The sequence below is a fragment of the Candidatus Thermoplasmatota archaeon genome (assembly GCA_035540375.1).
Classification (GTDB): domain Archaea; phylum Thermoplasmatota; class SW-10-69-26; order JACQPN01; family JAJPHT01; genus DATLGO01.
On the sequence record DATLGO010000107.1, the window covers coordinates 23948 to 44309 of the forward strand.

Consider the following 20362-nt stretch of genomic DNA (forward strand, 5'->3'; position numbering starts at 1 on the left):
TACCCGCGGACGTGGCCACGGTCGTGGACGTCTTCGCGGGCGCCGGGGGTTTCAGCTTCGGCTTCGCGGAGGAAGGGTTCGAGATCCTCTCCGCGGTCGAGAACTTCCGCACGGCCTGCGAGACGTACGCGGCGAACGTGCCCGTCGGCGAGGTCCTGCAGGCGGACGTGCGCAACGTCGACGAGACGGACTTCCCGAAGCCCGACGTGCTCATCGGCGGACCCCCGTGCGAGGGCTTTACCGTCGCGAACGCGGCGCGCCGCGTCGATCCCCTCGACCGGCTCTACAAGGATCCCGCGGGGTCGATGACGCTCGCCTACATCAAGCTCCTCAAGCTCGTCAAGCCGCGCGTCTTCGTGATGGAGAACGTGCCGCAGATCATGGAAGGCGCGCTCAAGGACGAGCTCCGGATGCTCTTCGCGCGCGCCGGCTACGACACGATCCACTTCAACGACCTCCTCGCGGAGGAGCACGGCACGCCGTCGCGCCGCCGGCGCCTCTTCGTCTCGAACGTGCCCATCGCGCCGCCGAAGTCGAGCCGCCGCGTCCCCGTCTGGGAGGCGATCGGCGACCTCGAGTCGCTCGACGTCGACCTCCCGAACCACGTCGAGGTGCCCGTGCGCGGCAAGCGCGGCCGCGCGATGAAGGACCTCGAGGAGGGCGAGAGCATCTACCATTACCGCGCCGCGGACGGTCGCGTGCACGGGTCCTGGACGCGGCTTCCGAAGGACGACCTCGCGCCCACGATCAAGGGACTCGGCCGCTTCATCCACCCGACGCAAGACCGCCTCGCGACGGCGCGCGAGCACGCGCGGCTCATGGGCTACCCCGACGACTACGTGTTCCACGGCGGCAAGAACGACGCCTACAACCAGGTGGGCGAATCCGTTCCCCCGCCGCTCTCGCAGGCCATCGCGCGCGAGGTCCGCAAGGCGCTCGACGGAGGGCAAGGCTGAAACGACCGACGCGCGATCGATCCCCCATGACGGGCCCCAACAGCCAGACGGCCTACGCCCTCTCCCTCGCGGCCGGCATCATCGCGCTTGCCATGGCGTTCTTCACGGGCGGCATCGTCTCGTTCTTCGCGGCGCCGGCATTCATGGAGTGGGACATGGGCCACGGCATGAGCTTCTTCCCGATGGGAACGGGCATGGGCCCGTTCTTCGCCGTCGTCGGCCTCGTCTGGTTCCTCGGCAGCATCGTCATCGGCGTCGTCCTCCTTGCGGCCGCGCCGAAGCTCAAGGATCCCTCGCCGGACACGCGCCGCACGTGGGCCACCTACGCCATTGTGGCAGGCGCCTTCGGCCTCATGGCCTCCTTCGGCGGCCTTGTGGTCGCGGGCCTCGGCATCGCGGCGGGCGTCCTCACCCTCATGGACCTCAACCAGCCGCGCGCGGCGTGACGCTCGTCGCGCGTTCGCGGTGGCCACGGGTGTTCCCACGCTCGTGGACCCGCACCGCGCGCGATCGACTTGAGCCGGGGTCCCGCGCATACCGGCAGGAGGGGGGTGGATCACCGAAGCCCGAGCGCGCGGGCGTGCCGCGACGCGAGCGCCATGGCGAGGGCCCCCGCGGCCACGAGGCCGACGAGGAGCCCGACCTCCGCGCTCATGGGAGCCTTGTCGCCGATGAGCCGCTCCGCGACGAGCGCAACCCCGCCGAGGACCGCGACGCCGCCGGCGGCGAGGCCGACGCGCGCGCGACCGGCGCGCGCGAGGAGCGCCCCCGCGGGCGCCGCCTCGGCGGACGGGAGCCCCCGACGCTCGAGGTCGCGCGCGAACCGCGCGGCGGCCACCTCGGCTTCGAGCGCGAGGAGCGCCGCGAGCGCGCCGATGGACGCGGCAAGCCGCACGACGGGGGCGCGCGTTCCCGCAAGCGTCCCGGGTTCGCTGCTGAACCAGCGGATGCTCGTCGCGTCGAGCGAGAGCGCGACAAGGGTGACGACGGCGAACCACAGCGCGGGCTGGCGGCGCGGACCCCAGGCGGCGAGCGCGCCGACGGCGAGGGCCGCCGCGCCGAGGAACGCGAGCCGCCCGTCGGGGAAGAACCATAGGGGCATCGGGGCGCTCGCGAGGTCGAGCACCGTCGAGCCGAAGGCGGCGCCGATGATGCCGGCGGCAAAGAGCGCGACCCACGCGGCGCGGCGCGCGTGACGCTCGAGGAGGCTCATCGCCGGCCTCCCGCGAGGAGCGCGCTCAACGGCGAGCGGTCAGGCTCCCAGAGGAGCACGTCGACGCCGAGCGCGGCGAGCGAGCGTCGCTCGCCCGCTTCCTGGGCGGCGAGGAGCGCGCCCGAGGGCGTGTCCTCGACGGGCACGCGGGGGGCGACGAGGAGCGGCGGGGGCGGCCGACGCCTCCCGGTGGCCGCGAGGGCGCGGGCCCGCGCGAGCCCGGCGACAAGGCCCGGGTCGCGCCCGAGCGGCGCAAGGACGACGAGAAGGGGCTTCTCGCGCGCGAGGAAGCCTTCGGTAGCCGCGACGCCAACCTCGAGTCCCGAGGACGTCTCGCCGGGGCGCGCGGTGGCGAGCGCGCGCGAGACGCGCCGGCGCTGGCCGGAGCCCGACTCCGGATAGACGAGCGTGGGGGCGGGCGACCCGTAGAGCGTGAGACCGACGCGGTGACCCCGCTGGATGTAATGCGTCGCGATCGCTTCGGCCCCCTCGGCGAGGTGATCGAACGTGGACGCGAGCGAGGAGCCGGAGGCGGTGTGCGCGCCGGCATCGACGAAGATCCAGACGCTCTTCTTGCCTTCGGCCTCGTACTCGTTGACGACCAGGCTCATCTCGCGCGTGCTCGCGCGCGCCGTCGCCTTCCAGTTGATGATGCGGAGAGGATCGCCCGGCGCATAGGGCCTGAGCTCCCGGAAGTCGGTCGTGCGCGTGCCCCGCTCCGCGCGGTCGCCGTCCGGGAGGAGCCCCTGTCCCTGCATCGTGGGGGCGCGCACGCGGTCGACGGGCGTCGGCGCGGCGGTGGCGACCGCGACCTCGGTCTCGCGGCCCGCCTTCGCGAGCGCGCCCTCGGCGACCGCGGCGGGGTCGGGCGCAAACACCTCGCTCGGCGGGAGCGCGAATGCGCCGCGCCGGGGCAGGCGCGCGCTGAACGTCGCGTCGAGGATCCCGTCCGTGTGGACGCGGAAATTGGATCCAGTCTCCAGGACGAAGCCGTCCGGGAGCTTGTCGTGCACGGTCGCGACCGTGGCGCCGGCCACGGCGCCTTCGAGACGGACGCCGAGGATCGAGCCGCCGCGCGGCTCGCCCGCGCCGTCGACCGCGCGCTCGAGCCGGACCTCCGGGGCAAAGCGGCGCGAAAGCACGACGTGCGCGGCGAGGAGCGCGCCCAGGAGCAGGTGCACGTAGTTTCCAAGGGCGAGCCCGAGGCCGAGGAGCGTCGCCGCGGCGAAGGCGAGCGAGCGCCCCCACGGCAGGAGGCGGCCCACGTCACGACCCCTTCGCGCGCGGAACGGGCACGCTCGCGACGGCTTCCCGCACGACTTCGCTCGACGCTTCGCCCGCGAGCAGGTGCTCGACCTTGAGGATCGTGCGATGCGCGAGCGCCTCGACGGCGAACGCCTTCACGTCGTCGGGAACGACGAAGTCGCGGCCGGAGAGGAGCGCATGCGCCTTGCCGAGCTTGAAGAGGGCGAGTGATCCGCGCGGCGAAGGTCCCACGCGCACGCGCGGGTGCGCGCGCACCGCGCGCACGAGACGCGCGATGTAGAGCTCGACCTCGGAGGAGACATGCACGCCCTTCTCCACCGTCGCGAGGAGCTCGCGGAACGTGGGGAGATCGCAGGCGGGCGCGAGGTCGGTGGTGGGGTCGTCGCGTCCCCAGGAGGCGCGCCGGGCGAGGATCGCCGCCTCCTCCTCGTCGGTCTTCGGATAGCCCATCGAGAGCCGGATGAGGAATCGGTCCATCTGCGCCTCGGGAAGCGGATAGGTTCCCTCCTGCTCGATGGGATTCTGCGTCGCGAGCACGAAGAACGGCCGTCCCAGGGGCATCGATTCGCCGTCGATCGTGACCTGTCGCTCCTCCATGGATTCGAGGAGCGCGCTCTGCGTCTTCGGCGGAGCCCGGTTGATCTCGTCCGCGAGCAGGATGTTCGTGAACACCGGTCCGCGGTGCAGCTTGAATTGGCGGGACTCATTGTCCCAGATCTTCGTTCCCAGGATGTCCGTGGGGAGGATGTCGGGCGTGAACTGCACGCGGCGGAACTCCGCGCCGATGTTGCGCGCGAACGTCTTCACGAGAAGCGTCTTGCCGAGGCCGGGATAATCCTCCATGAGGACGTGGCCGCCCGCGAGCGCGCCGGCGACGAGCTTCTCGACGATGCGCTCCTTGCCGACGATGGTGCGCGTCATCCCGTCGACCAGGCGACGGAGCTGGGCGACCTCGCCCGCGTAGACGGCGTGGCTCTTTTCGAGGAACTCGTGGGACTTCATGGGATCACGGGGGTGGAGCGTGGCGTTTCGAGTCGGCGGACGATGGCGTCGACGGCCGCGCGGAGATCATCCTCGCGCGTCGTGCCGGCGCGCGCGACGGCCTCGCGCACCTCGCGCTCGAGGTCGGGCATGTCGCGCTCGGGGAGGGACGCGAATCGGGCGGCGCGGCGCGCCGCGGCGAGGACGCCTTCGAGGTCGCCGTCGGCGAGGAATTTCGCGAAGCTTGCCTCGATGGCCCGCGCCGCAGGGTCCGGAAGCAGGCGCTCCGTGCGCGCGTGGACGCGATGCCCGGGCGGTGGCCGCGCCGACGCCGGCGGAGCCTTGCCGGGCGCGAGGAGACCACGCCACGCGAAGGCGCCCGCAAGGATGCACGCGAAGCCCCAGTCGAGCAGCACCGCGTACGGAAACCGCGAGGCGACGACGACGTGGAAGGCGCCGAGCAGGGCGAGCGCGCCGAGGGCGACGAGGAATTCGCGTCCCGGAAGGGGAATGCGCGGGATCGGAATCCGCAACCGCCTTCGCGCGCCCGGGCGGCGCTTGGACAGCGCGCCGGCGGCATCGAGCGCGACATAGGCGCCGAGCGCGAGGAGCCCGGGACCGTCCGCGATGAGGCCGAAAAAGAAGAAGACGACGAGGAGCGCGGCCCACGAAGCGATGCGCCATCCCCACGCCATGCTGTCGCGCTCGCGGTGGACCGCGACGGAGTGTCCCACGAACCGAAGGAAGAAGAAGGCGGCAATAGGCGGCGCGGCGAGGTTCATCGGGAGGTAGCCGTACCGCGTGACGACGCCCGAATCCATGAGGGCCGCGAGGCCGAAGGCCGCCGCCCCGAGTCCGTGGAAAACCTGCCCCGCGCGCGGGCGGAGAAACGGCTCAAGCACGCGCCTCGGCCCCCTGGCGGGGCTTGATGTGGGCCTCGACGTCGGCGACCGCGCGCGCAAGCGCGAGGTACGTCGCGCGGTCCGCGGCGCGCTCGCCGTAGGCGACCACTTCGTAGATGCGCGTCGCCTCGAGGATGGCGGCGCCCGCCGCGGGGGCGCGGTCCGCGAGGCCGTCCGCGATCTCGCGGGCGGTGAGCGCGTCCCGCCCGCCGGGCAGGCTTTCCTGGGCTCGGACCCGCATCGACTGGTAGGCCTCCTTGATCTCGTCCTCGTACCGGACGATGCGGAGGCGTCGCGACGCGCGCGCGATGGCGCCCGCATGCTCGACCTCCGCCACGAGGTCGAGCGATTGCGGAGACTCGAAGGCGATCGCGAAGCGGGCGATGGCCCGCGCGTCGAGCACGCCTTCTGCGACGGCGTCGCCCGAAGCCACGATCCGCGCCCGCGCGCCCGCCGCCGGGATCCGCGCGTCGCGGGTCGCGGAGACGATGATCTCGAGCGCCTCGCCGATGCCCCACACGGGTGGCGCGCCGTCGGCGAGTCCAGGCAGCGTGAGACCGGCCGCGAGCGTGGTCGCGGAGGCGACGGGCGTCGGCGCGGCTTCGGCGACTTGCGTCGCGGGCGTCCGCGCGGCCGCGTTCCTGAGGCGCGGCCCGAAGCGGATGGCGGCCCATGCCGTCGCCGTGACGACGAGACCGAGGGTGACGAGGCCCGCGAGGCCCTGGACGAGATTCACCGCGGGAAGAAGGCCCCCCACGAGCGACCCGAGGAGGACTCCCGCGAAAGCGCCGGCGAGCGGGAAGAGGATGAACGGCAACCACGGACGGACGTCACGCACGGGGGACGCCTCCGGGGAGCTTGCCGCATGGATAGTACACGAGGAACAGGACCTGGGCCTCGCCGGAAAGGATGTGACGGTTCCACCGCAGCGACCATTCGCCAGGACCCGGCTTCTCGACGCTGGCCTCGACGCTCTCCGGGGCGGCGACGCCGCGGGGGGTCGGCGCCAACGAGACGTCGATCGAACCCGCCTCGCCTCCATCGGGCCGCACGACTTCGAGCGCGATCGAACCGGTGAAGCGGGTGAGGTTCACGATGCCGTGGATGACCGCCGCTCCGCCCTCGACGATGAACGGCGCGCTTCCAGGCGTCGCGAGCGGCGTGAAGCCCCAGACCTGGGCATAGACCGCTTCGGTCACGGCCGTGCGGTTGCAGCTCGGGCCGTCCGGATCCGGCATGACGGGGGGCAGCTCGATCGCGGGGCCGCGCTCATCCCCCGGGACGCCGCCGTCGACCTGGAGCGGAGGTTCCACGTCATCGATGTGCGTCTGGTTGATCGCGTTGAACGCGGGGAGGAGCGCGACGACGAGGAGGGCGGCGACGCCGAGTGGAACGAAGGAATTCGCGACCATCGCCTCCCGCCTATTCGCGTCGAAACCCCGTCCGTCGCGTTATATAGTTTGTCGATGCCCCCTTGAACGGAGAACGAGCACGCGACCGTCAGGGCCAAGCAGGGGCGCGCGCCGTATCGGGTCCGTGGACGTCGTCCTCGTCATCATCGGCGACGAGATCCTGACCGGGAGCACGGTCGATTCGAACGGCGGTTGGCTCGCCCAGCGGCTCGACGGGCTCGGTCATCGCGTCTCCCGCATCGTGGTCGTGGGCGACGACGTGGACGCGATCGGCGAGACCGTCGCGGACGCCCTCCGCCGCGCGCCCATCGTGATCACCACTGGCGGACTCGGCCCCACGCACGACGACCGCACCACCGAATCGCTCGCCCGCGCTTTCGGCCGCGCCCTCGTCGTCGATGCCGAAGGCCTCGCGACGCTCGAGAAGCGGTACCGCGAGCGCGGGCTCGAGCCCAACGAGGCGGCGCGACGCATGGTCACGGTCCCGGAGGGTTCGCTCATCCTGCGCAATCCGAAGGGCTCCGCGCTCGGCTACGTCCTTCGCGAGAACGATCGGCGCGTCCTCGTCCTGCCGGGCGTCCCCGCCGAGATGCGCGCCATCTTCGACTCCGCCGTCGCGGGCGTCATCCTCGGGGACGAGCGCGGAGACCGCATCGTGGTCGAAGCCGTCGTGTACCACCCGGAAAGCGCCTTCAGCGCCGAGCTCGGTCGCGTCGCGCAGGCCCACCCGGCCGTCGCGATAGGCTCCTATCCCAAGGCCGGAGAGAAACGGGTCGTCGTCCGCTTCCGCGGAGGAAAGGCCGAAGCCGAGCGCGCCCGCGACGAATTCCTCGCGGCGCTCGGGACGCTCGACGCGGAGCCGCGCGCCTGATCACGGCTTGGACGGCGCCGGGGCCGCGGTCGCCGCGGCCGGCGGGGCGGGCGCGTCGCGGGCCTTGCGCTTGAGCGCCCATTTGTAGTACGAGAGCGGATGGTTGACGTAGCGCCCGCTTCCGTCCTTGCGCTCCATGCGGCACCACTGATCCTCGTTGTAGCAGATGCCGTACGTCTTCATCGCCTGGCATCCCGGGGGCGAGTATTCGGTGCCGGAGGTGACGCCCGTGATGTGCTCGACCTGGTAGCGCGTGAGGTCCTCGCGGAAGTCGGGCGCGGTCGAGAAGAGCTTCATGATGTCCTCGCTCGTCATTCCGATCGCGTGGAGGAACGACGTGATCGCGAACCGCGACGTGTGGGCCGCGTTCTCGCCGCGCTGGAGCTGACCAAGGATGTATTTCATGCAGGGCGGCAGGAGCTGGAGATCGACCTCGCCGAACTGCTCCGTCTGCATCGCGTCCTTGCGCGTCTTCGCCTCCTCGACGACGGCGGCGAGCTCCTCGGCGAGGCTCTTCGCGACCTCGTCGCTCACAGGGCGCGGAAGCTCGCCCTCGATGCGGCGTCGAAGCGCCTCCTGGACGAGTCGAGATAGATCCTTCGCGTCGAGCGTCAGGACGCCCTTCGCGAGGGGGCGGTTGACGAGCTTCCATTCGGAGGCCTTGAGATGGACCGCGAGGCGCAGGTAGTCCGTGAAATGCAAGCGGTAGGCATCGCCCGCCGACTCGACCTCGAGGCCGACGTCGCGCGCGGCGGCGACGATGGCGGCCGTCGACTCCTCGCGCTCGAGAAACGATTTCACGCGCACGGCTTCCGCGAGGGCGTGGCGGCGGACGACGTAGGCGTCCTTCGTCAGCGACACGAGGATGCGCGCCACGCCGTACGAAAGGAGGTCCGTCATCGTCTCGGCGACCGGCGTCCCGCGCCCGAGGTTCGCGGGCGGAAGCGCTCCGTCGCGGAGCGCCGCGAGGACGCGGTCGCGCCCGGCCCGGCGCACGCGCGCCCACACCGCGTCGTTGAGCAGCTCCTCCAGCGACGGCCCTTCTTCCGCGACGTAGCGCGAGGCGTCGGGGAGGAACGGGTAGCGCGCGCAGTGGAGGACGTCCACGCGCGACCCATCGCGAGGCCGCCTTATGTGGCTTTGCCGGCCGCGCCCCGGGGACTCGTCGCCTGGATGACGTCCGAAAGGACCGCGGTCGCGGTCTCGCGCCCGCCCGCGCCCTTCCCCACGAGCGTGAAGGCGCCCGCGTGCTCCGTCGTGTAGCGGACGACGTTCAGGGTCCCGTTCACGTTCAGCTCGCTCGAGCGGGGGACGAGCTTCGGCGCGACCTCGGCGGGGCCGTCGAGCCCGACGCTCGCGACGAGCCGGATCGCGTATCCGCGCTCCCGCGCGAGCCGCATCGCGGCGCCCGACACCGACCGGATGCCGGTCGTCGCGACGTCCCCGAGGTGCAGGTTGCGACCGAGGACGTGGTTCGCGAGGATCACGACCTTTGCGGCCGCGTCGTGGCCGTCCACGTCCGCCGACGGATCGGCTTCCGCGTAGCCCAGCTCGCGCGCCTCGTCGAGCGCGGGCTCGAAGCCGAGACCCTCCTCCGCCATGCGCGTGAGGATGAAGTTCGACGTTCCGTTGAGAATGCCGTCGACGCGCGTCACGCGATTGCCTGGAAGGCAGCGATCGTGCAGGTTGAGCGTAGGGATGGCCCCCGCGACCGAGCCCTCGAAGAGGAAGGGAACGCCCTTCGCGCGGGCAAGCTCCGTGAGCTCGCGGTAAGCGACGACGAGGGGGCCCTTGTTCGCGGTGACGACGGGAATGCCCCGGCCGAGCGCTCGGCGCGTGATCTCGAGGCCGACGCCGCCCGTCGCGAGGTTCGTGGGCGTGAGGTCGACCACGAGGTCGCACGCCACGGAAGCCGCGAGGTCGGCCGCGGCGCCCGGCTTGCGCCGCGCGAGGACGTCCGCGCCGGGCGCGAGGCCCGCGGGATCGATCCAAGCGCCGGAGGACCGCACGATGGCGACGACGGAGGGGTCGATGCCGTGGATCGATCGCAGGCGATCCCGGTCGGACGCGAGGATCTGGTGGAACGCCTTCGCCACCGCGCCGTAGCCGAAAAGCGCGATGCGCACGCGCTTCATCGCGCCGCCTCCTCGATCGCCGGAACGACCACGAGTCCGCGCGCCCGCGCAAGGGCTTCGACGCGTTCACGGGCGTCGGCGAGCACGCGCGCGGAAGGCGATTGGAATTCGATCAATACGGCGGAGGGCTTGTCCTTGTGCTCGATCTCGGCGCGCACATGCCGCACGTCCGCGCCGGCCGTGAAGAGCGCGTCCGTGAAGTCGCCGAGCTGCGCGCGGAATACATGACCGACGAGCAGAAGGGCGTGCGACGTGCCCGCGGCGCGGCCCGACACCGTCGTGACCCGGACCTCCGCGGAGAGCGCCGCGGTGAGCGGCTCCACCGCCGGCTCCTCGACGTCGAGCGCGAGGCGCACGGGCACGAGGTCGCCGCGGGCGCGCTCCCGCTCGTGCACGATGCTCAGGATGTTGGCCCCGAAGCGCGCGACGATGCCGAGCACGAGGCCGAGCTGGCCCGGCTGGTCGCGCAGCTCCACGAGGTATTCGACCTTCATCGGAGGATCGCCTCCAGGGCTTCGAGCGTGGGATCGATCACGCGGGGTTCGGGCTTCCAAGCCGCCGCGTCCTTGAGGCCGTGTCCCGTCGCGACGAGAACGACCGATTCGTCCGCGGCGATCGCGCCCTGGGCCGCGAGCTTCCGCCAACCGGCAAGCGGCGCCGCGGAGGAGGGCTCGACGAAAAGGCCTTCGCGCGCCGCGAGGTCGCGCTGCGCCGCGAGGATCTCGTCGTCGGTCACCGTGAGCACCGCTCCCTTCGATTCGCGGAAGGCGGCCATCGCCTTCGTCGCGTTCACGGGATCGCCGATGCGGATCGCGGTCGCGACGGTCTCGGGCTTCGCGACGGCCGTGACCTCGGAAGCGCCCGCGGCGATCGCCCGCGCGATCGGGGCGGCGCCCTCGGCCTGCACGCCGACGAGGCGCGGGAGGCGGTCGATCATGTGGAGCGCCTTCAGCTCCTTGAGCGCCTTCCAGGCGGCGCTCACGTTCCCCGCATTGCCGACGGGGAACACCATGACGTCGGGCACGTTCCAGCCCATTGCCTCCACGACCTCGAAGGCGAGCGTCTTCTGGCCCTCGAGCCGGAGCGGATTGAGCGAGTTGACGAGGTACACGTCGCCCTTCGCCGCGAGGGCGGATACCATGCCCATCGCGTCGTCGAAGCTTCCGCGCACCGTCACGAGGCGCGCGCCGTGCGCGACCGCCTGCGCCACCTTGCCTTGCGCGACCTTGCCTTCGGGGAGGAGCACGATGCAGTTCAGCCCGGCGCGCGCGGCGTAGGCGGCCGCGGAGGCGCTCGTGTTGCCGGTGCTCGCGCACACGACGGCCTTCGCGCCCAACGCCTTCGCCCACGTCAGGCCGAGCGTCATTCCGCGGTCCTTGAACGACCCCGTCGGGTTCGCGCCCTCGAGCTTGACGGCGACCTTGTTTCCGCCTTCCTTCGATAGCGGCACGAGCGGCGTGGCGCCCTCGTTCAGCGTGACCCAGGGCGCGGCGTCCGGGAACGGCAGCATGGACGAGTAGCGCCACACGCCGCGGCCGGAAAGGAGCGACGGCTCGATCCACCACGCGCCGCGCGCCTCCAGGAGGCCGCCGCAGTCGCAGACGTAGCGCGTGAGCGTGACGGCGTGGACGCGGGCGCATTGCAGGCAGTGGAGCGCGAGGTCATGGGGCGGCAACGGGGAGCACCTCCCGCGCGGGCGGCGCCGCGAAGGCGTCGGCCGGGACGCCCGCTTCGCGGTACACGTCCGCGAGCGCCCTCGCGACCGATTCAGCCTGCGTCTTGAAGTCGCAGACGGCGAACATGGAGGGGCCCGACCCCGAGATGGCGAACCCGTGCGCGCCCGACGCGAGCGCGGCGGCGCGCGCCTCGGCGTGCCGGGGAATGAACGCCGCGCGGTGCGGCGCCGCGAGCGCGTCGTCCATCGCCGCGCCGAGCGCGACGACGTCGCCGCGGTGGCACGCGTCCACGACGCGCGCGACGCGCGCCATGTTCGCGACGACGGCCTCCATCGGGACGCTGCGCGGCACGACGGCGCGCATGCGGCGCGTTTCGAGCTTGACATGCGGCCGGACGACCGCGAGGTAAAGCGTCTGGGGCGGCTCGACGCGCACGACGTCGTCGCGGCCGGGGCAGACGAGCGCGAGCCCGCCGAAGAGCGCCGCCGAGACGTCGTCGCGGTGCGACCCGGAGACGGCGGCCTCGCCCGCGGCGGCTGCGGCGAGGAGGTCGGCGGCGCCGATCGCGTGGCGCTTGCCGTACGCAGCGAGAAAGGCCTTCGCGGCCGCGGCGGAGGAGGACGCCGAGGAGCCGAGGCCCGACCCGGGCGGCACGCCCTTCTCGACATGCACGTGGAGCGCGTCCTTCACGCCGAAGCGCCGGCGCAGGTGCTCGACCGCGACGGCCGCGCAGTTGCGGCGCCAGTCCGCGGGGATGTCCGCCGCGCCGATCCCGGACACGGTCACGCGGTCCTCGGCCGCCTCGGCGAGGCGCACGCTGTCGCCGCGGATCGCGAGCGCGAGGCTCATGACGTCGAAGCCGGGCCCGAAGTTGCCGACGGTCCCGGGAGCGTGCCCGGTCGCTTCCATGAGGAGAGCGGGTCACGACTGGTCGGGGTCGGGCTTCAAGATGTCGGAACGGGCGGCGCCTCGGGGGCCAAGGGAAGCTCCACATCCGCCGCGAGCAGGTAGAACTCCGCAAGCCCCGAGATGCCGCCGCCCGCGCCCGTCGCGTGGAACGTGTAGTCGCCGGGCCCTCGCGCGTCGGGACCCGTCGTTTCCCCCCAATGGCAGATGGGCTGGAGCGCGATGAAAACATCCGTGCACGGCTCCACGCCCTGAGGGCCCGTGACGGCGAAGGCATTCGCCGACGCAAGGACCGGCGCGTAGATGCCGACGAGCGCGCGCTCGATCGAGAGGTCGCGCATCGAGGCCACGTTGGCGCGCACGCCCCACCCGTCCTCGTACGCGTGCGCGCTCGCCGCCGAGCGGAACTCCGAGGAGGTGAGGAGGTACGCTTCGACGCCGCTCGTGATGCCGAGGATCTCGACGCCCTCGCCGCCCTGGAGGCGCCAGGCGAAGCGCTCGATGTCGCCCGCGGCGAAGAGGAGGAGGACGCGCTCGCCGACGATCGTGACGGGGGACCGGGGGTCGTTGAATCCGCTTCCCACGCCGACGCCTTGCCAATGGAAATCGCCGCGGTTTAGCGCGTCGTGCCGGACGGCGCCGAATCCCGCGTCGACGGCGACGCCATGCTGGCCGGGGAAGCCCGCATACGTGTTGGTGGACTGCCAGGAGCCATTGCCCGCGTAGCCGAAGGAAGCGGCGCCCACGGGCCCCCCCTTGCCCCACACGGAAGCCTCTCCGACGACCTCGGTGCCCGGCGTCGACAGGCGGATCGCGACCCAGCCCGGGCCCGCGAATTCGCCGCTCGCGAGCGTCGGGAGATCAGGGTCGTGGATCGCGAACGCAGGCGCGGCGAGGGCAGCGACAAGACAGAGGGCGAGCGCGGTGGAGCGGAGCATGGCGGAAGGCCTCCCGGCCTCAGGACGAAGGGCGGGGTCTTGGTCTTGCCGCGCAGCGTTCGGCGGCGGACCCGCGTGGGTACGGGTCAGCCCGGAAGCCGCACGTCGCCGAACGGGCACGTCTCCTCATCAGGTTGGCACGGCGCCGGCGTGGCCGCCCAGCCATGGAGCGCGTCCGCGCGGGGGGATACAGAAGGGGAAGGCCGTCTCAGCTCTCGATGCGCGGCGCGAGCAGGTACGTGACGTGCCCGTTGCCGCCCGCGATGTCGAACTCCATCCGCACGGGGTAGTCCGACCCGAGGTTGAGGTGCACGCCCTCGGACCCCTTCGCGGCCTTGACCATGTTGGAGAAGTAGTCGAGCGAGAAGAGCGACTTCACGCGCTCGTTCGTCTTGAGCTCCGGGAGCGTGGCCTTGTCGAGCTTGAGGTTCACCGTGTCGGTGTCGCCCTCCGCGAGAAGCTCGAAATGGTCCTTGTCCGCGATGAGCGCCACGTGGTCCGAAACGGCCTCCGAGGCGCGGATGCCGCGCTCGAGCTCGGAGGCGGCGACCGTGACCTGGCAGGGAAGATCGAGCTTCGGGACCTTCGGGTCCGTCATGCCCGAGGTGTCGACGAGCGACATGCGCCGCACGAGGTTGCCGATCTTGAGAACGAGGCGGTGGTTGTCCGCGTCGTACGTGACGTCGACGATGTCGTCCGAGGCGGCGAGCTTCAGCACCTCCTTGAACTTGTCCATGTCGATGCCGATCTCCATCTTGTCGGCCTCGAACTTCTCGAAGGCCGACTTGCGGATGGTGAGCTCGACCATCGCCACGTGCGCGGGGTCCACGGCCTTCAGGGAGATCCCGTCGGCGCTGATGTGGAACTTGGCCTCGTCCACCAGGGTCGAGGTGGCGTCGATGACGTTCTTCAGAACGTCGGCCTTCACGCGCGCGTGGAGCATGGACGCTTGAACGGGGGGCACGTTTTAAAAGCTTCTCCCAAGCGATCAGCCAGCCCCCGAAAAACCCCTCGAACACTTGCCGAAACGGACCCTTGTTTCCGATGGAGATCGGGCACCTTGAAGCGTCGCGGCGGCCGTCCCCGGCCATGCGCGTCGCGCTCGCCTGGGCGGGAGGTCTCGGAAGCGTCCTCGCGCTCGACGCGCTCCTCGACGCCGGCCACGACGTGACGCTCGTGAACGTCGTCGACGCGGCCTCGCGGCGCGACCCCGCGCGCGGCGCGCCCGACTTCCTTCTCGACGCGCAGATGGCGCTCACGGGCGCGCGCTTCGCGCAGACGCGGTTCGACGGCGGCGTGCAGGCAAAGTCTCGCGAACCCCCCGCGTTCGCGCCCGTGGTCGCGCTCGCCGCGCGCGCGTCGGGCGCGGAAGCGCTCGCTGTCGGCGGCGCGCTCGACGGAGCGTGGACGCGCGCCGCCCACGCCGCGGGGCTTGAACCGCTCGCGCCCGTCGCGGGCCTCGACGCGGCAAGCGCCCTCGCGCGCGCTCGTGAACGAGGACACCGAGCGTTCACGGTCGCGGTCGCGCAGCGCGCGGACGCGGCGCGCCTCGGCCGGTTCGTCGACGAGACGGATGGCGCGCCGCGGGCGGGCGACCGCACGCTCGTCGTCGCGAGCCCCCGATTCGCGCGGCGGCTCGACGTCGCGGCGGGCGAGGCGCGCGAGCACGGCGACGGGATGGCGCTCGACGTGACCTTGCGGGGATGCTGATCGGATCGGCGCCCGAAACCCGGATGCCCGTCGACGTGCCGGCCGTGCCCAGGACGAACTCTTGTGTCAACGATGGCGGCGGTAGGTTCGCGTCGCAAAATTCCGGGCCCGATCGAGCAACATCGAGGATGCTTGAGCGCGCGATCTGCAGCGCGATCGAAGGAGTCGGCGAGCCACCGAGCCCGGCCGCATCGACGGCCGGGTGTCAACGATCGTGCACGCGCAATTCCTCAAGCGGCACAATATCGTATCCCTCGATCGCGAACACGGGCGTTTCCCAGCTCATGTCGATCGCAACGGGCACCCCGAGAATCTTCGTGTCGTCTTCCGCGAAGCATCCCTGGTCTCGCAGGTGGCGCTCGCCCACGTCGCTCAGCACGACGCGCCGGATGCCGCGCCCGCTCGCCCAGCGCGAGCGGATTGCCTGTTCGACCTGGCCCCTGAGATGGCCCGCCTTGTCCTCCTCCTGGACGCTGCGGGCCGAGGATTTCTGCGCGTGCGCCTCCGTGGTGAGGCCGCGGAGGGTTTCGCGCAACTGGTCGCAGATCTCGCGATGGAGGTCCGCCATCTCATCGAACGGCTCGCGCGTCTCGAGCGTCGGCGCCGAGCGCGCCATGAACGCAATGAGTCGCAACTGGTTCTCGGCGAGGTCGAGGAATGATTCGAGGATGAAACGCTCGCCCTCGCGCAGGAACCGCTCATCGAGCGCGCGGTTCCCTCGGGTGCGCGCCCAATCCTCGGCGGCGCGCCGCGCGAGACGGTGCGACCGCACAACCAGGCCCGGGAGGGCCGCGAGCGCGTCGCGCCGCTCCGGCACCGGATCATGATAGAGAATCCCGTGATATCGGGAATTGAGCATGGGCTCATCAAAGATGAGAAGGCCTTCCACGATGTCGCGGATGCTGGGGTTCTTCGGCCCGCGCTCTGTTTCCATGGTCCAACATGTGCGAAGCGCGGGACTGAATATTTTGCCAAAGCCGCCCCGTTGTCCCCCCGGGCCTTCCTTCCGCCGGTCGCCAGCGACCCCGCCCGGTTTGGGCGTTCACCATCGGTCAGGGTAGCGCTCCTTTCCCGGTTTCGGCTTCCAATCCTCGTGGTCTGTGCCGGCCCGTATGGGCGTCGAGATGCCGGGCATCACGTCGCCGCCCGTGTCGGGTCCCGATCGGCGGGCGAGGGGAGGGGCGCGCTGGCGCGCGGCGCGCGCTTCCTTCGCGCGGCGGCGATCCTCGTCGTAGGGCTTGTACGTGGGCTCGCCGTAGGTGAGCCGTTCGTACCATTCGCGCTCCTCCATGTTCGTCACCTTCCGGTTGCCGACCATGGTTCCGGAAAGCCCGGAAACGCATGATGAAGCATCTGGCCGGTTCATCGAGGACGGGGTGAAACAACCCTCAACCGGCGAAGGCCCGGATGGCCTCAGCGACCGCCTCGACATCCGCCGTCGTGAGCGCCGGATGCACGGGGAGCGCGAGGACTTCCTTCGCAAGCGCTTCCGCGTGGTGGAGGTCCGAGTGCCCGTAGGGCGCAAGGTGCGGGTACGCGTGGAGCGGTTTCGGATAATAGATACCGGACCCGATGCCCGCCGCGCGCAGGTGCTTCTGGAGCGCGTCGCGCTTCCCGCCCGCGACGCGGATCGTGTACTGGTGCCAGACGTGCCGCATCCCGGCGGGCTCGACCGGCGTCGTGATGCCGCGGATGCCGTCGAGGCGCTTCGTCAGGAGGGCGGCGTTCGCGCGCCGCTTCTCGTTGAACGTCTCGAGCTTCTTGAGCTGCTCGAGGCCGATCGCGCTGTGCACGTCCGTGAGTCGGTAATTGTAGCCCATCCGCACGTGGTCGTACGTGCCGAGCGTCGCGAGACCGCGGCCGTGGTTGCGGATCGAGCGCATGAGTTCGGCCATCGCGTCATCATTCGTCGTGACCATGCCGCCTTCCGCGCTCGTCATGTTCTTTGTCGGATAGAGCGAGAAGCCCTCGACATCCGCGAGCGAGCCGACGGGGCGGCCGTTCGCGGCGGCGCCGTGCGCCTGCGCGGCGTCGCCCACGATGACGATGCCGCGCTCCCTCGCGGGCGCGAGCGCCGCGACGTAGGCGGGGAGGCCGAAGAGATGCACCGGCATGATGGCCTTCGTGCGTGCGGTGATCGCGGCGAGCGCCATCTCCGTGTCCATGTTGTAGGTGACGGGATCGACGTCGACGAGCACGGGCTTCGCGCCGCAGGCGAGCACCATGTTCGCGGTGGCGATGAACGTGAAGGCTGGAACGATGACCTCGTCGCCGGGCCCGACGCCGGCGCCGAGGAGCGCGAGGTGCAGCGCGACGGATCCGTTCGCGACGGCGAGCGCTTGCTTTGCGCCCGTCATGCGCGCGAACTCGGCTTCGAAGGCGCGCGTGCGCGGGCCTTCCGCGATCTGGCCGCTTCTCAGCACTTCGAGGACGGCCGTCGCCTCCTCCTCGCCCACGAGGGGCTTCGCGATCGGGACGCGGATGGGAACGTCGGTCACAGGCTCGTCCTCCGCATGTTCGCCGCGACTTCGCCCGTGACGCGGGCCGGCGACCCCACGACGACCGCGCCGGCCGGGACGTCCTTCGTGACGACGGCGCCCGCGCCGACGACCGCGTCGCGGCCGATGCGCACGCCGGGCAGGATCGTGGCGTTCGCGCCGATGCGCGCGAAGTCCTCGATCACGACGCCTTCGAGCTTCCAGTCGCCGCGGCCCATCTTCTTGTCGTTCGTGATGCACGCGCGCGGGCCCAGGAAGACGCCGTCGCCGATCTTCGTGAAGGTCGGGATGTAGACGCCCGTCTGGATGGAGCACTTTCGGCCGATCGTGACCGCGTTGTCGATGACGACGTTCGTGCCGACGAGCGTGCCGTCGCCGACCGTCGTGTCTTCGCGGACGAGGAAGGCGTGGCCCGTCGTCACGCGGTCGCCGAGCGTGGCGCGGCTGTAGACGATGCCGTTCGCGCGGAGCGTGCAGCCCGCGCCGATCCTCGCGCCCGCAAGCGTGTCGTAGGCGCCCGTGCGGAGCACCTCCGCCTCGTCCTTCCCGGGGTGGCCGACGATGACGTTCGGACCGAGGACGGTCCCCTCGCCGATCACGGACTTGCCCCAGACGACGGCGGTCGGGTGCTTCATGGTCGGGGCTGACCAAGCCGGCGGTCGGTTATCAGCCTTTCCTCTTCTCCCGGGGAGGACGGCTTCAGGGCGCGACGGGCGCGCCCTTTGACGCGCTCGCGACGGCGGCCTGCGCGACCGCGAGGGCCGCGACGCCGTCCTCGCCCGCGACGAGCGGGCGCCCGCCGGAGGCGCAGGCCCGCGCGAAGTCGGAAAGCTCGAGCTTGAGCGGCTCCTGCTTCTTGAGGGCGACGACGCGCTGGTGCAGCTCGAGCGGCACCTGGAAGAGGTTCGCCGGGTCGAGCGCGCCATACGTCGAGGACGAGATGACGGCCCGCTGCTCGATGTAGTCCGCCTCCACGTAGGCCTTCGAGGCCGTGAGGCTGAACTGCCGCACCTTCATCGGGGTGAGCCAGTTCACCTCGACGACGCCCGTGACGCCCGAGGCGAACTCGAGGAGCACGCTCGCGTGGTCCTCGAAGGCGAGATTCGGGGTGAACGTGCCGGCGCGCGCGTAGACGCGCCGGATCTCGGACCCGGCGACGTGGCGCAGCACGTCGATGTCGTGGATGCCGATGTCCATGATGCAGCCCACGTCGCGGATGCGGCCCGGCAGGTTCGAGACGCGCCGCGCGGAGAGCGTGATGAGCTCGCCGAACTCGCCTTTCGCGAGCGCTTCGCGCGCGAAGGCCACGACGGGATTGTGCCGCTCGATGTGGCCCACGGCCAGGGTCCGGCCCGCCTTCTTCGCGCGCGCCACGAGGTCGCGGCCCTCCTCGAGCGAGCCCGCGATCGGCTTCTCCACGAGAACGTGCTTCCCCGCTTCGAGGAGGCGCGACGCCGTCGCGTGATGCGTGGACGTGGGCGTCGCGACCACGACGGCGTCGATGGCGCGGTCGCTCGCGAGCGCGTCGAGGGAATCGTACGCCTTCGCGCCGTGCGCGCTCGCGACCTCGCGCGCGGCCTTCGCGTCCATGTCGAAGACGCCCGCGAGGAAGCCCAGCTCCCGCGCGGCGCGCGCGTGGTTGCGACCCATGACGCCGGTGCCGACGACGGCGAGCTTCACGCCCCGGGGAGAAGGCCCCCCGGGGATGAGCGTTTCGGGATCGCCCCCGGACCGCGATGAAGGGAAGATTGAATGCGGTTCGCGCGCCTGCGACGCCCGATGGCGGGGCGGGTCCTCCTCGGGCCGATGTTCGGCGAATTCGGGGGCGTGAGCCAGCACGTGCGGCAGCTCGACCGCCGCCTCGCCCACGAGCACGAGGCCTTCCGGCTTCCGCCCTGGTCCGTCTACCATCCCGTGTGGTCCGGCCTGTCGTGGCGCTTCGAGGCCGCCCGTCGGGCCGCTCCCGATCCCTTCGCGCTCGCGCTCTCGCGGAAGGCGCGCGCCTTCGACCTCGTGCACCTCCACGCCTTCCCGTTCTGGATCCGCGCCCACCTCAGGAAGTCGGCGCCGCGGGCGAAGACCGTCGCGACGCTCCATCAGATCTTCTTCGAGGAGGACTTCTCGGAGGCCGACTGGCCTCGATGGCGCGCGGTGAACGAGAGCGTCCTCGAATCGCTCAAGGACGCCGACCGCGTGATCGCCGTCGCGAAGTGGCACGTGCCGCTCCTCCGCGCGCGCGGCATCGAGGCGACGTGGATCCCGAACGGCGCCGACGTCGCCGCCTTCGCCGCCGCGGATGGCGCGCGCTTCCGGGCCAAGCACGGCCTCGACGAGCCGTTCTATCTCTGGGCCGCGGCGCTCCTGAGATACAAGCGCCCGAACCTCTTCCTCGACCTCGCGGACCGGTACCCCGACCGCCGGTTCGTGATGATGGGTCGCGGCGTGACCCCCGCGAACCTCCACGCGCTCACGGGCCGCGCGCCGCCCGACAACGTGCTTCTCCTGGGCGAGGTGCCGCGCGCGGACGTGATGGACGCCTTCGCGGCGGCGCGCGCGTACGTCCTTCCCTCGAGCCGCGAGACGTTCGCGATCGCGGTCCTCGAGGCGATGGCTGCAGGGTGCGCCGTGGTGGCCGCCCGGGGGACCGGAGCCTCCGACATCCTCACGGATGGGCAGACGGGGTTCCTTTTCTCCCCCGACGACGCGGACGACCTCGCCCGCGCCGCGGACCGGGCGTGGGACCGCCCCGAGGTGGGCGAAGCCGCCCGGGACCTCGCGGAGAGGCATTACGCGTGGGACGCGGTCGTCGCGCGCATCGACGCGCTCTACGACGAGGTCCTCTCCTCCTGAGGCGAAAGATAGAGACTTAAGAGTCGGCCCCCCGTTCCCCGGGCGACC

General features: G+C 71.5%; 23 protein-coding genes. 5 read left to right on the forward strand and 18 right to left on the reverse strand.

Annotated features, from left to right (window positions below):
- The first annotated feature begins 11 nt into the window (after positions 1-11).
- Both VM889_14290 and VM889_14295 read left to right on the forward strand, forming a co-directional pair.
- Complete coding sequence (locus VM889_14290) at positions 12-956, forward strand: DNA cytosine methyltransferase (protein HVL49722.1); 945 nt, start codon at positions 12-14, stop codon at positions 954-956.
- 26 nt (positions 957-982) lie between these two features.
- The gene (locus VM889_14295; GenBank protein ID HVL49723.1) at positions 983-1402 is read left to right on the forward strand and encodes a hypothetical protein; all 420 of its coding nucleotides are present in this window, start codon (positions 983-985) and stop codon (positions 1400-1402) included.
- A gap of 110 nt (positions 1403-1512) precedes the next feature.
- On the opposite strand, the gene VM889_14300 is transcribed toward VM889_14295, so the two are convergent.
- Genes VM889_14300 through VM889_14325 form a run of 6 tightly spaced genes read right to left on the reverse strand, consistent with a single transcriptional unit; the run spans position 1513 to position 6730 of the window.
- Entirely contained in the window at positions 1513-2169 is a 657-nt protein-coding gene (locus VM889_14300; GenBank protein ID HVL49724.1) for a hypothetical protein, read from the reverse strand.
- Entirely contained in the window at positions 2166-3434 is a 1269-nt protein-coding gene (locus VM889_14305) for a DUF58 domain-containing protein (GenBank protein ID HVL49725.1), read from the reverse strand. Before VM889_14305 ends, VM889_14300 begins: the two co-directional genes overlap by 4 nt.
- 1 nt (position 3435) lies before the next feature.
- Positions 3436-4437 carry a MoxR family ATPase gene (locus VM889_14310; GenBank protein ID HVL49726.1) on the reverse strand — a complete coding sequence of 334 codons (1002 nt, stop codon included), beginning with the start codon at positions 4435-4437 and terminating at the stop codon, positions 3436-3438.
- On the reverse strand, positions 4434-5318 hold the full coding sequence (locus VM889_14315) for a hypothetical protein (GenBank protein HVL49727.1): 885 nt from the start codon (positions 5316-5318) through the stop codon (positions 4434-4436). Before VM889_14315 ends, VM889_14310 begins: the two co-directional genes overlap by 4 nt.
- Positions 5311-6156 (reverse strand): DUF4129 domain-containing protein, encoded by an 846-nt coding sequence (locus tag VM889_14320; GenBank protein ID HVL49728.1) that lies wholly within the window; start codon positions 6154-6156, stop codon positions 5311-5313. The genes VM889_14315 and VM889_14320 overlap by 8 nt, the downstream gene beginning before the upstream one ends.
- On the reverse strand, positions 6149-6730 hold the full coding sequence (locus VM889_14325) for a hypothetical protein (GenBank protein HVL49729.1): 582 nt from the start codon (positions 6728-6730) through the stop codon (positions 6149-6151). The genes VM889_14320 and VM889_14325 overlap by 8 nt, the downstream gene beginning before the upstream one ends.
- 124 nt (positions 6731-6854) lie before the next feature.
- Here VM889_14325 and VM889_14330 point away from each other — a divergent pair, with 124 nt between their 5' ends.
- Complete coding sequence (locus tag VM889_14330) at positions 6855-7601, forward strand: molybdopterin-binding protein (GenBank protein ID HVL49730.1); 747 nt, start codon at positions 6855-6857, stop codon at positions 7599-7601.
- On the opposite strand, the gene VM889_14335 is transcribed toward VM889_14330, so the two are convergent.
- The 7 genes from VM889_14335 to pcn form a co-directional block, all read right to left on the reverse strand.
- On the reverse strand, positions 7602-8708 hold the full coding sequence (locus VM889_14335) for a DNA primase large subunit PriL (protein HVL49731.1): 1107 nt from the start codon (positions 8706-8708) through the stop codon (positions 7602-7604).
- A gap of 23 nt (positions 8709-8731) precedes the next feature.
- Positions 8732-9736, reverse strand: a complete 1005-nt coding sequence (locus VM889_14340; protein ID HVL49732.1) for a homoserine dehydrogenase — start codon at positions 9734-9736, stop codon at positions 8732-8734.
- Positions 9733-10230 (reverse strand): hypothetical protein, encoded by a 498-nt coding sequence (locus tag VM889_14345; protein ID HVL49733.1) that lies wholly within the window; start codon positions 10228-10230, stop codon positions 9733-9735. The genes VM889_14340 and VM889_14345 overlap by 4 nt, the downstream gene beginning before the upstream one ends.
- Complete coding sequence (gene thrC / locus VM889_14350; GenBank protein HVL49734.1) at positions 10227-11411, reverse strand: threonine synthase; 1185 nt, start codon at positions 11409-11411, stop codon at positions 10227-10229. Before thrC ends, VM889_14345 begins: the two co-directional genes overlap by 4 nt.
- Entirely contained in the window at positions 11398-12321 is a 924-nt protein-coding gene (locus tag VM889_14355; protein HVL49735.1) for a homoserine kinase, read from the reverse strand. Before VM889_14355 ends, thrC begins: the two co-directional genes overlap by 14 nt.
- Before the next feature lie 35 nt (positions 12322-12356).
- Positions 12357-13256: a hypothetical protein gene (locus tag VM889_14360; protein ID HVL49736.1), complete on the reverse strand. Its 900-nt coding sequence runs from the start codon at positions 13254-13256 to the stop codon at positions 12357-12359.
- A gap of 208 nt (positions 13257-13464) precedes the next feature.
- Positions 13465-14199: a proliferating cell nuclear antigen (pcna) gene (gene pcn, locus VM889_14365; GenBank protein ID HVL49737.1), complete on the reverse strand. Its 735-nt coding sequence runs from the start codon at positions 14197-14199 to the stop codon at positions 13465-13467.
- A gap of 146 nt (positions 14200-14345) precedes the next feature.
- Between pcn and VM889_14370 the strand changes: the two genes are divergently transcribed.
- Complete coding sequence (locus VM889_14370) at positions 14346-14966, forward strand: hypothetical protein (protein ID HVL49738.1); 621 nt, start codon at positions 14346-14348, stop codon at positions 14964-14966.
- Positions 14967-15171: 205 nt separating this feature from the next.
- Here VM889_14370 and VM889_14375 read toward each other — a convergent pair whose 3' ends face one another.
- The 5 genes from VM889_14375 to VM889_14395 all read right to left on the reverse strand — a co-directional run bounded on the left by VM889_14375 (position 15172) and on the right by VM889_14395 (position 19144).
- Positions 15172-15900: a hypothetical protein gene (locus tag VM889_14375; protein ID HVL49739.1), complete on the reverse strand. Its 729-nt coding sequence runs from the start codon at positions 15898-15900 to the stop codon at positions 15172-15174.
- A 108-nt stretch (positions 15901-16008) separates the two neighbouring features.
- Entirely contained in the window at positions 16009-16284 is a 276-nt protein-coding gene (locus tag VM889_14380; protein HVL49740.1) for a hypothetical protein, read from the reverse strand.
- Between the two features lie 70 nt (positions 16285-16354).
- A complete protein-coding gene (locus VM889_14385; protein ID HVL49741.1) occupies positions 16355-17464 on the reverse strand; it encodes a DegT/DnrJ/EryC1/StrS family aminotransferase in 1110 nt (369 codons plus the stop codon).
- Positions 17461-18099: an acyltransferase gene (locus VM889_14390; protein HVL49742.1), complete on the reverse strand. Its 639-nt coding sequence runs from the start codon at positions 18097-18099 to the stop codon at positions 17461-17463. The genes VM889_14385 and VM889_14390 overlap by 4 nt, the downstream gene beginning before the upstream one ends.
- A gap of 64 nt (positions 18100-18163) precedes the next feature.
- A complete protein-coding gene (locus tag VM889_14395; GenBank protein ID HVL49743.1) occupies positions 18164-19144 on the reverse strand; it encodes a Gfo/Idh/MocA family oxidoreductase in 981 nt (326 codons plus the stop codon).
- A 99-nt stretch (positions 19145-19243) separates the two neighbouring features.
- Between VM889_14395 and VM889_14400 the strand changes: the two genes are divergently transcribed.
- The gene (locus tag VM889_14400) at positions 19244-20314 is read left to right on the forward strand and encodes a glycosyltransferase family 4 protein (GenBank protein ID HVL49744.1); all 1071 of its coding nucleotides are present in this window, start codon (positions 19244-19246) and stop codon (positions 20312-20314) included.
- The last annotated feature ends 48 nt before the right edge of the window (positions 20315-20362 follow it).